The 8175-nt window shown below is 51.1% G+C and carries 13 protein-coding genes and 1 pseudogene; all 14 read left to right on the plus strand.

Features of this window, described 5'->3' with window-relative positions; genetic code table 11:
* A partial coding sequence (locus CHM34_RS18005) for a DEAD/DEAH box helicase (protein WP_276207723.1) occupies positions 1-1085 on the plus strand: 1085 nt, incomplete at its 5' end.
* 45 nt (positions 1086-1130) lie between these two features.
* Entirely contained in the window at positions 1131-3518 is a 2388-nt protein-coding gene (locus CHM34_RS18010) for a DUF3987 domain-containing protein (protein ID WP_094265997.1), read from the plus strand.
* A 351-nt stretch (positions 3519-3869) separates the two neighbouring features.
* Positions 3870-4055: a hypothetical protein gene (locus CHM34_RS18015; protein ID WP_094265998.1), complete on the plus strand. Its 186-nt coding sequence runs from the start codon at positions 3870-3872 to the stop codon at positions 4053-4055.
* Positions 4056-4340, plus strand: a pseudogene (locus CHM34_RS18020) (hypothetical protein); the annotation flags it as partial.
* Between the two features lie 338 nt (positions 4341-4678).
* Complete coding sequence (locus CHM34_RS18025; protein WP_094265999.1) at positions 4679-5182, plus strand: dUTP diphosphatase; 504 nt, start codon at positions 4679-4681, stop codon at positions 5180-5182.
* A gap of 2 nt (positions 5183-5184) precedes the next feature.
* Positions 5185-5436 carry a hypothetical protein gene (locus tag CHM34_RS18030; protein WP_094266000.1) on the plus strand — a complete coding sequence of 84 codons (252 nt, stop codon included), beginning with the start codon at positions 5185-5187 and terminating at the stop codon, positions 5434-5436.
* A 177-nt stretch (positions 5437-5613) separates the two neighbouring features.
* Positions 5614-5856, plus strand: coding sequence for a hypothetical protein (locus CHM34_RS18035; RefSeq protein WP_094266001.1), 243 nt, complete (start codon positions 5614-5616; stop codon positions 5854-5856).
* Positions 5853-5996: a hypothetical protein gene (locus tag CHM34_RS19455; RefSeq protein ID WP_169713827.1), complete on the plus strand. Its 144-nt coding sequence runs from the start codon at positions 5853-5855 to the stop codon at positions 5994-5996. Before CHM34_RS18035 ends, CHM34_RS19455 begins: the two co-directional genes overlap by 4 nt.
* Positions 5996-6181, plus strand: a complete 186-nt coding sequence (locus CHM34_RS18040; RefSeq protein WP_141201767.1) for a hypothetical protein — start codon at positions 5996-5998, stop codon at positions 6179-6181. Before CHM34_RS19455 ends, CHM34_RS18040 begins: the two co-directional genes overlap by 1 nt.
* Positions 6178-6318: a hypothetical protein gene (locus CHM34_RS19460; protein ID WP_169713828.1), complete on the plus strand. Its 141-nt coding sequence runs from the start codon at positions 6178-6180 to the stop codon at positions 6316-6318. Before CHM34_RS18040 ends, CHM34_RS19460 begins: the two co-directional genes overlap by 4 nt.
* On the plus strand, positions 6315-6473 hold the full coding sequence (locus CHM34_RS19465; protein ID WP_169713829.1) for a hypothetical protein: 159 nt from the start codon (positions 6315-6317) through the stop codon (positions 6471-6473). Before CHM34_RS19460 ends, CHM34_RS19465 begins: the two co-directional genes overlap by 4 nt.
* A gap of 250 nt (positions 6474-6723) precedes the next feature.
* Positions 6724-7143 carry an ArpU family phage packaging/lysis transcriptional regulator gene (locus tag CHM34_RS18045; protein ID WP_094266003.1) on the plus strand — a complete coding sequence of 140 codons (420 nt, stop codon included), beginning with the start codon at positions 6724-6726 and terminating at the stop codon, positions 7141-7143.
* A gap of 284 nt (positions 7144-7427) precedes the next feature.
* Positions 7428-7892: a hypothetical protein gene (locus CHM34_RS18050; protein ID WP_094266004.1), complete on the plus strand. Its 465-nt coding sequence runs from the start codon at positions 7428-7430 to the stop codon at positions 7890-7892.
* A gap of 41 nt (positions 7893-7933) precedes the next feature.
* A complete protein-coding gene (locus CHM34_RS18055; protein WP_094266005.1) occupies positions 7934-8131 on the plus strand; it encodes a hypothetical protein in 198 nt (65 codons plus the stop codon).
* The last annotated feature ends 44 nt before the right edge of the window (positions 8132-8175 follow it).

Here is an 8175-nt window from a genome sequence, read left to right on the forward strand (position 1 = left end):
TCGTCTATCAATACCAGTTGCTCCAGGCGATCCGGGACGGATACCTTTCCGATCTGAAGACGGAGCGAGTTGATTTGAATCTGGACCTGGACGAAATCCACACCGTGGCCGGGGACTTCAACCAGGGCGAGCTAGATGATGCTTTGCTCCAAGCCGGAGTTGCCCAAGCGGTAGCAGATGCCTACATCGAGCACGCATCAGATCGGAAGGCCATTGTATTCACGGTCAGCGTGGATCAGGCGCAACGAACGGCGGAAGCCCTCCAGTCCCAGGGGGTGTCCGCCGAGTGGGTGGCGGGGATCCTACCGACGGAAGAACGTCGGGCGATCCTGCAGCGGTTGAAGACCGGGGAGACCCAAGTGGTGGTCAACTGTATGGTCCTGACCGAAGGGTTTGACGAGCCCACGGTGGAGTGTGTGATTGTAGCCCGACCGACCAAGTCCCGCCCCCTCTACATCCAGATGATCGGCCGCGGCACACGGAAGGCCCCCGGGAAGAGGGATTGCCTGGTGCTGGATGTGACCGGGGTCTCCCGCCGGCATGATCTGATGACGGCTCCGACGCTCTTCGGATTGAAAGAAACGGAACCTGGGGAGACGATCACAGAAGCTCTAGATCGGGAGGAAGAGAAGGAGAAAAGAGAAAGAACCGAGGCAGACCGTCTCCGCTCGATCTTCAACGAGGACAATGAGCTGAAGGAGTTTCGCCAAATGATCCGGTGGTTGAATGTGGGGTCGAATGTCTATGCCCTTTCCGCCGGGGAGGCGGGGACGGTGGTGATCCATCCGGTGGGGGATGGATACCAGGCGAAAGTATTGAAACCGAACCAGCCGGATGAATACCTGACCAAAGCCCCGGTGTGGTTGGAGCTGGCCCAAGGGGTGGCCGAAGATTATCTCCGCCGGGCGAGCACTCTGGGTTTGATCCGGACGGATGCCCGGTGGAAATCCGATCCTGCCACAGCCAATCAACTGCGGCTGTTGGAAAAGTTCCGGATCTATCCCGGACGGCCCCTGACCAAAGGGGAGGCGGGGGACGAGATCACCAAAGCCATTGTCCGGTGGAAATTGAGAATAGGCGCATGAACGAGGATCGGGCGTAGCCGAATCTGAAGAACAGCAGGTGATGAAATGGCCGTAAATCAACCAAATCAAACAGATCCACTCCGGGAAGCGCTGCGCCTGGCCAGTCATGGGGTGAAGGTGATCCAGATTCATGCTCCGACCCGCCGGGGGTGCAGCTGCGGCCGGAAGAAATGCGGGAAGAGCAACGGAAAACATCCGCTTTTGGAATCCTGGGCGGAACATGCCACGGCGGACCCCGACACCATCCAAAAGATGTGGGAGAAAAACTCTTGGGCCAACGTCGGGGTCCCGATGGGGAAAGTCAACGGCTTGTTTGCCATCGATGTGGACGGACCGGAAGGACAAGAAACGCTCCAAAAGTGGATCCAAGAACACGGAGAGCTCCCCGCCACCTGGCAAGTGTTGACCGGCGGCGGGGGAATGCAGCTGTGGTACCGGGTTCCAAAGGGAATCGAAATTCCCAACAGTGTGAAGAAAATTGGAATCAATGTGGACATCCGGGGAACTGGCGGGCAGTCGGTCGCCCCCGGGAGTCTACATCAAAGCGGGAACCGCTACCGGTGGGCACCGACCCGCAGCCCGGAGGATTTGAAGCCGTCTGCTCCACCGGAGTGGTTGGTCGAGAAGATCCGGGAAGTGATTGCCGATCAGCAGCAGGCAAAACTGGCCAAGATCCAGACAGAAGAAATCCATCTCTCCCTATCGCCCAAAGGAAAACCCAAGTTTGAAAAACTGGTTCAACTCCGGAAATCATCCAAGAAATTTCGGGAAATTCTCGAGGGTGAAAAAACCTTTCGGAGTCCGTCTGAGAGAGATATGGCCATGGCAAACATTGCGGCGGTCAACGGATGGACGGATCAGGAGATTGCGGATCTCTTGATCATGTATCGGAACAGCCAGGGGGATGATCTGAAGCATCCTTTGTACTATCAGCTGACGGTCGGGAATGCCCGGCAGTGGGCGAATGAACAAAAAGTGGTTTCCTTGAAGTCGCAACAGGCGGAGGAGATAACGGTTCAGGAAGTGGAGCCGATCCCGCTGCCGGAGAAGCCCAAGGTGGAGCCTTTTCCGATAGAGGTGTTTCCGGAGCCGGTGCGGCGGTTGATTGAAACAGCTTCAAAGTCCATTGGTGTACCGCCAGATTTTGTAGGGATTAACGCATTGGCTTTTATGGGTTCCGCAATTGGCCAGACGCGGATTTTAGAGTTAAAACCCGATTATCGGCAACAGGCCAATCTGTATGTGGCGGCCATTGCAGAACCCAGTGTCGGAAAAAGTCCCGCACAAGATACGGCCTTTAAACCTATCCTTCAACTCCAAAGTCAGCATGCACGAAACTATGAATTGCTAATGGAAGAGTATGAAACCCAGTATAGGAGATACCAGGCAGACTTGACTGAGTGGAAAAAGAAGAAAAAAGGCGAGGAACCCCGTGAGCCTAAAAAGCCGGACATGATTGATGTTTATACAACGCAAACCACCATTGAAGCCCTTTTCAGAATGCTAAAAAGCAACCCGCGCGGAATCGTAATCAAACTGGACGAGATGGCTGGTTGGATCAACTCGATGGGTCAGTATAAATCAGGCGGCAAAGGAGACGAACGGGAACAGTATCTATCGATGTGGAACGGCGGAGATCTCAAGATTGACCGGGTACGAAACCGAGAAAAGGGCGAAATGTTGTTCATGGCCAAAACGTTTGTGTCCATTTCGGGTAGTATCCAACCGGACAAACTACCTACTCTGAGCGGAGGTATTGAAGACGGGTTCATTGATCGATTTTTACTGTCCTATCCCGATAACCAAATGGCTAATGAAAAATGGGATTGGACCGGTATCCCATCCGAAATTATCGATGGATACGCAAAAGTATTTGAACAACTATACAGTTTAAAACCAAATGCAATGCATGACCAATGGGAGCCGAAAGTTCTTTATTTATCAGAAGGGGCCAAAAAATGGTGGGAGGAATGGGTTGCCATTAACGCCCGGGAAATCAATGATCCGGATTTCCCGCGACGTTTGCGCCCGGTGTGGAGAAAGATGGACAACCAACTGGCACGAGTTGCTTTGATCATACAGATGGTTCGTTTGGTTTGCGGTGAAACCGAGGAGGGCGAATTTGTAGATGAGGTTAGTTTGAACTATGGGATTCAGCTGATCAAATACTTTAAATCGCATGCCCGTAAAGTCTATCAACAATTAGGAAGTTCTCCGGAAGATAAACGAATAGAGGAAGCGGTGGAATGGATCGGGAAACGGGGCGGCAAGGTAAAGAAACGGGATATTCAGATGAATAAAATTGCAGGTTGTGGTAGGGGGAGCGATGTTGAACAGTTGTTTCGCGAACTTGAAGATTTCGGATACGGAAGGGTCATAGAAATTAAGCCTAAACGGGGGCCAAAGACTATTGGATTCGAGTTGTTTGGGTGAAAAACTGTTGAAAACTGTTGAAAGCAAATCAACAGTTTTTCAACAGTTTTAAACCGCGCCGTTAAGCCAAAAACCCAAAACTGTTGAAACTGTTGACACCATTTTGGTGTAAACAGAAAAACTGCTGAAAGTGTGGATAGTCCTCAATAAATATGCGTTCTAGATATACTTACAAATATTGTAAAATAAATGTACTTTTCTAAATATACCTGTAACCCTTTCAACAGTTTCAACAGTTTCCAATAAACCGCGTCATATCAAGGAAAGAAACTGTTGAAAAACTGCTGAAAACCCGTCAACAGTTTTCAACAGTTTTCAGCAGGTTTCGAGAAGGAGAAGGAGGAGCTAACTGTGGACGAAATCCAACCGATTCGCACAGAGGCGGAATACGAGGAAATCCTTTCCCGGCTTCGAAAAGGAGCGGAATATATCGAAAGCCCAGAATTTCAAATGAAGTCACAAGAACATAAACGAGTAGCCATGGAACGGTACAATCAGTTGTCAGAACAGATCATGAGATATAAGGGGTGGATTTGAATGGGGAAGGCACAAAAAGAGAAGGGATCACGCCGTGAAAGAGAGTTCGCTTCCATTATCGGTGGTCAGCGGATCCCTCTCTCTGGATCTGCCAAACATGCCGGGGAAGCACATGCGGGAGATGTCGATGGATTGGGAATGCGATGGGAGGTCAAGGCCAGACGGGACGGGTTCAAGCTCTTGTATGCTTGGTTGGATCAGGAGCATGTGGATGCCTTGGCATTGAAAGCAGATCGGAGAGAATGGTTGGTCGTTCTTCCGGTTCAAACCCTGGTGGATCTCATGATAGGGATCCCAAAGAACGGAGGGAGCTTATGTGGATCCGCGTCCTATATCGAAACGGAATCGGAAGCGTCGTCGGGCTCACTACTTACACCAAAAACAAGCGAAGACTGAACGAAATAATGGAACGTCACGGAATATTCCCCGTGAACACCGAAAAGGTGGTGATCGACAGGGGGAACGGGTGGGAACCCGTTAAGGGAAAACAGTTGACTCGGTTTTTAAAGGGGGATCTATGCGGTGAATAGCTGGAAGAGCATTCTGGAGGCGAAGCCTGAATTGGCGGGCCAGGCGGTGCGATGGGACGGAGAAAACACCTACCAGCAGAGGAGCGGTGAGAAATGGATTTGACCAAACTGTTTGAACTTCAGAAGGCGCTGGATGACCGGATCATCGACGAGAAGGGGCTTGAAGGCCAAGATCTGTACCGGATGAAGGTGATGGCTCTCCAGGTGGAATTGTCGGAGTTGGCCCAAGAGATCGGGGATGTGTGGAAGTTTTGGAAGGAACCGAAGGAACGCAATCGGGAGCGGGTGCGGGAGGAGTTGGTGGACTGCCTGCACTTCCTTCTGTCGTTGGGTATTGATGCGAGGGTCGACCCATCCATACCGCGGCTGGCTTCGATCAAGCTGAATCTCTTTGAGCACAAGCTGAATCTCTTTGAGCAGTTGGAAGCATGCTTTCGTGACTTCCGGGTGGCGTATGTCGGGATTCAATGGGAAATGGCCTTCTGGCACTTTCTCGGGCTGGTGGATCTGCTGGGCTTCAAATGGAGTGAGGTGGAGGCGGAATACCTCCGCAAAAACGGAATTAATCATCAACGGTTGGCCAGGAGGGAGGGGTGAGGATGAAAGACAATCCTTATATGAATCTCGAATGTACTGTCGATGTGACTGGATGCAAAGGCGGGATGCGCGAGGGAGCTTACGGAGAATGGCGTAAGCTGTCGTGGTGGAAGAAAATGACGACCGACCCGAAAGAATTTGAGCTTGACTATTACGGCGAAAGCTACACGTATATTACCCGTTGCCCGTCGGGGAAGAAGTGCAAAGACTTGTTTTGCGATAAATACGGGTGCAAGCGGGGCGAGGAGGGATGAAAAGAGGAGGCGGAATGATGAAAATGGTTGTTCGGGCGGTGTTTTTCCCTCTGTTTCTGGTTGCTTGTTGGTTGTCCACAATTATCCCTCTGGCTCTTTGGGTTCTGACAGGCGAAGGGTACGAGTCAAAATTCAATCCACCTAATTGGATGTCATAAAGGAGGAGGCCGAGGCGTAATGGCGACGACAACAAAAAGAAATGGGAGAAAGCGAGAGTATATGTTGCGGCAACCTGGCCAAAGCCGCACAAAAAATGTAAGCCGGATGATGGAGCAAAAGGAGAAGATGGTGCGGGAAATCCGGTGCGAATTGTGCGGCGAGGATCGGCGGGACTATCTGGCTCAGGGCCAGCACAGACGGACGGGAAAACGATTCTATTTTTGCCGCCAGTGCGGGAACCGATGGGAGGTGGAGGAATGATCTGGTGGAACCTGTTGGGCGCGGCACTGGATGTAGCGTTGTTCTCCTTGATGGCGACCGCTGCGGTGGCGATTGGATGCGGTATCGGGCTGGCCTACTGCTATCTGGGGGAGAGAAAACAGCGAAAGGGCGTGGAATGATGGAGCGGGAAAACGTGCGGATGGCCGCGGCCGGGGTACTCTCCGGCGGGAAACTGCGGCAACTGGAAGAGAAGGGAATGACGGTGGTCTATCAGGATGAGTTGGAGCGGCTGAAAAAGATCGAGAAGGAAGCCGGGGAGATCCTCGATCTGTGGAAGGCATCTCGGGAGGTGGGCCAGTCATGACGGACCGGTACGGCGTGATCAAAGGAGAATGGCGCTGGTGGGTCACGGAGCGGGGGCGGCCTGTATTCGACTGCATGACGGAGGCCGGGGCCCGATGGTGCGCGGACACTCTGAACCGAAAGGAGGTGAGATCATGAAAAGAAAGTTTGTCGCGTGGGAGGATTTCCTCCGGTGGCTGCTTCACGATGACGACGAGGACAACCACATCGACCCGATCGGAGACGGGGATCCCCAACATGAAAACCCCTCCGCCGGGAGTAGGGACCAGCGAAGGGGCAAAAACGAGGGGTAGCGCATGCATACCCTCTCCCCAATGGTACACGATCCGGCGGGGAGAGGGAACACACAAAAAAAGGAGGCGGACGGAATGAACTACCTTTGGATCTGGGAGGGATGAGGATGAAGGTTCAGGTCACTGACGACCATTGCAGGGGGTGCCTGTGGCTACTGGACGGTGGTGCATGCGCATTCCATCGATGCGTGAAGGAGTACGGCTGGGAGACTGATCGGCGGAAGTAGAAACTTTCAAAGGGGTGTGGGAGATGGAAGCATTGAAAGAGACGACATACAGAAAACCCTCCTACCGGAAGCAAGTAGAACGGCTTTTGCGGGACTATCCGGTGCTCAAAATAGCGGTGGAGAACGGCGAGAGCAAAGACCTGTTTCCCTCCTGCACCCCTATGTATGAGGAGAGGGTCAGCGGAGGACACAAGGAGTATCAGTCCACCACGGAGCGCTACGGAGTCCGGCGGGCGAACAAACAATTGCAGGTGAAACGGATCGAGAAGGCCCTGGCCATATTGGACCTGGACGAACGGTATCTGATCGAGGAACGGTACATGAAACTGTCGCCGCCACTCGACCAGGAAATCCAGATCCGGTTTTCCTGGAGTGAAAGCACTTATCGCCGCATCAAAAGAAGAGCGCTCCGCAAGCTGGCGGTAGCGTTGAATATCCTGTGATCTGGATGCCGGGAATTAGTCCCGGCTTTTTCTTTTGGGATCAGTGTCCCGACGAAGGGGGAGGAATATGTCCCGACTCTATCCAAAGATGCACCATAGAAATGAAAACTCCCTTTTTGACCGCTTTTTGACCGGAATTTGACCGCAAATGCACGGTATCCGGTGTTATTATGATATTGGGGCCACGCTGACGTGGAAAAAGAAATACAAGAAAAATTAATTTGTATTTACGAAGGGGATAAAGACGATATTCTAAGGTATGTAAGAAAAGGTGGTAATGGAGAATGAGGAAAAAAAAGAAACACTTTAGAAGAAACAAATGGAATATTCTCTGGGGAATCATAGTTCTTATTGCATGGTTTACAGCTATAAAATTTGATTTCATTATGAACGCAAGATTGGATCAAAAATCCCACCTTAATATATTAAAAATAAGCGCGCTTTTTGCTGGTTTTTTATATACGAGCTTAGGGATTATGGTCGGTATGCTGGAAAAACAGAGGATAGAAAAGTTGAATAGAGCAGGATATATGGATAATTACTTTAATGCAATTTATATAAGCATTGGGGCTCATATTATTGCAATTTTGTTATCAGTGATAAACATTATGAGTAAAAGTGGCTTAATTCCGTTGTTTAGTTTGATTGAGCAACTTGCTTTGGTTGCCGGTATTATTTTCTTTGCCAAATCAGTATGGAATGTTAGAAGGATAATTGAAAAAGTGAGGGCAGATCAGTATAAAAGTTAGAGCACCCACCCGGGTGCTTTTTCATGGAGAGGATGATATAGATGGTAGAGGCCATTTTGTTGGGGGTGATCGTGGGCGCGCTGTTGATGTTGGGTGCTGGCTTGTTCCTGGGGATTGTGATCGGCAACATGTGGGCGCAATTGGACAGGAGACGGTTCCAGGCACCGCCGTATCGGGGAAAGGTATCGAGCAGTGGAGTGAGGAACCCGCAGTCGGTGGCCTGGCGAGTAATGAGGTGAGTATGTATGAAAGCATGGGCTAAGTCATTCTATAAAAGCAAGGC

This window comes from Paludifilum halophilum (genome assembly GCF_002245355.1).
Taxonomy (GTDB): domain Bacteria; phylum Bacillota; class Bacilli; order Thermoactinomycetales; family DSM-45169; genus Paludifilum; species Paludifilum halophilum.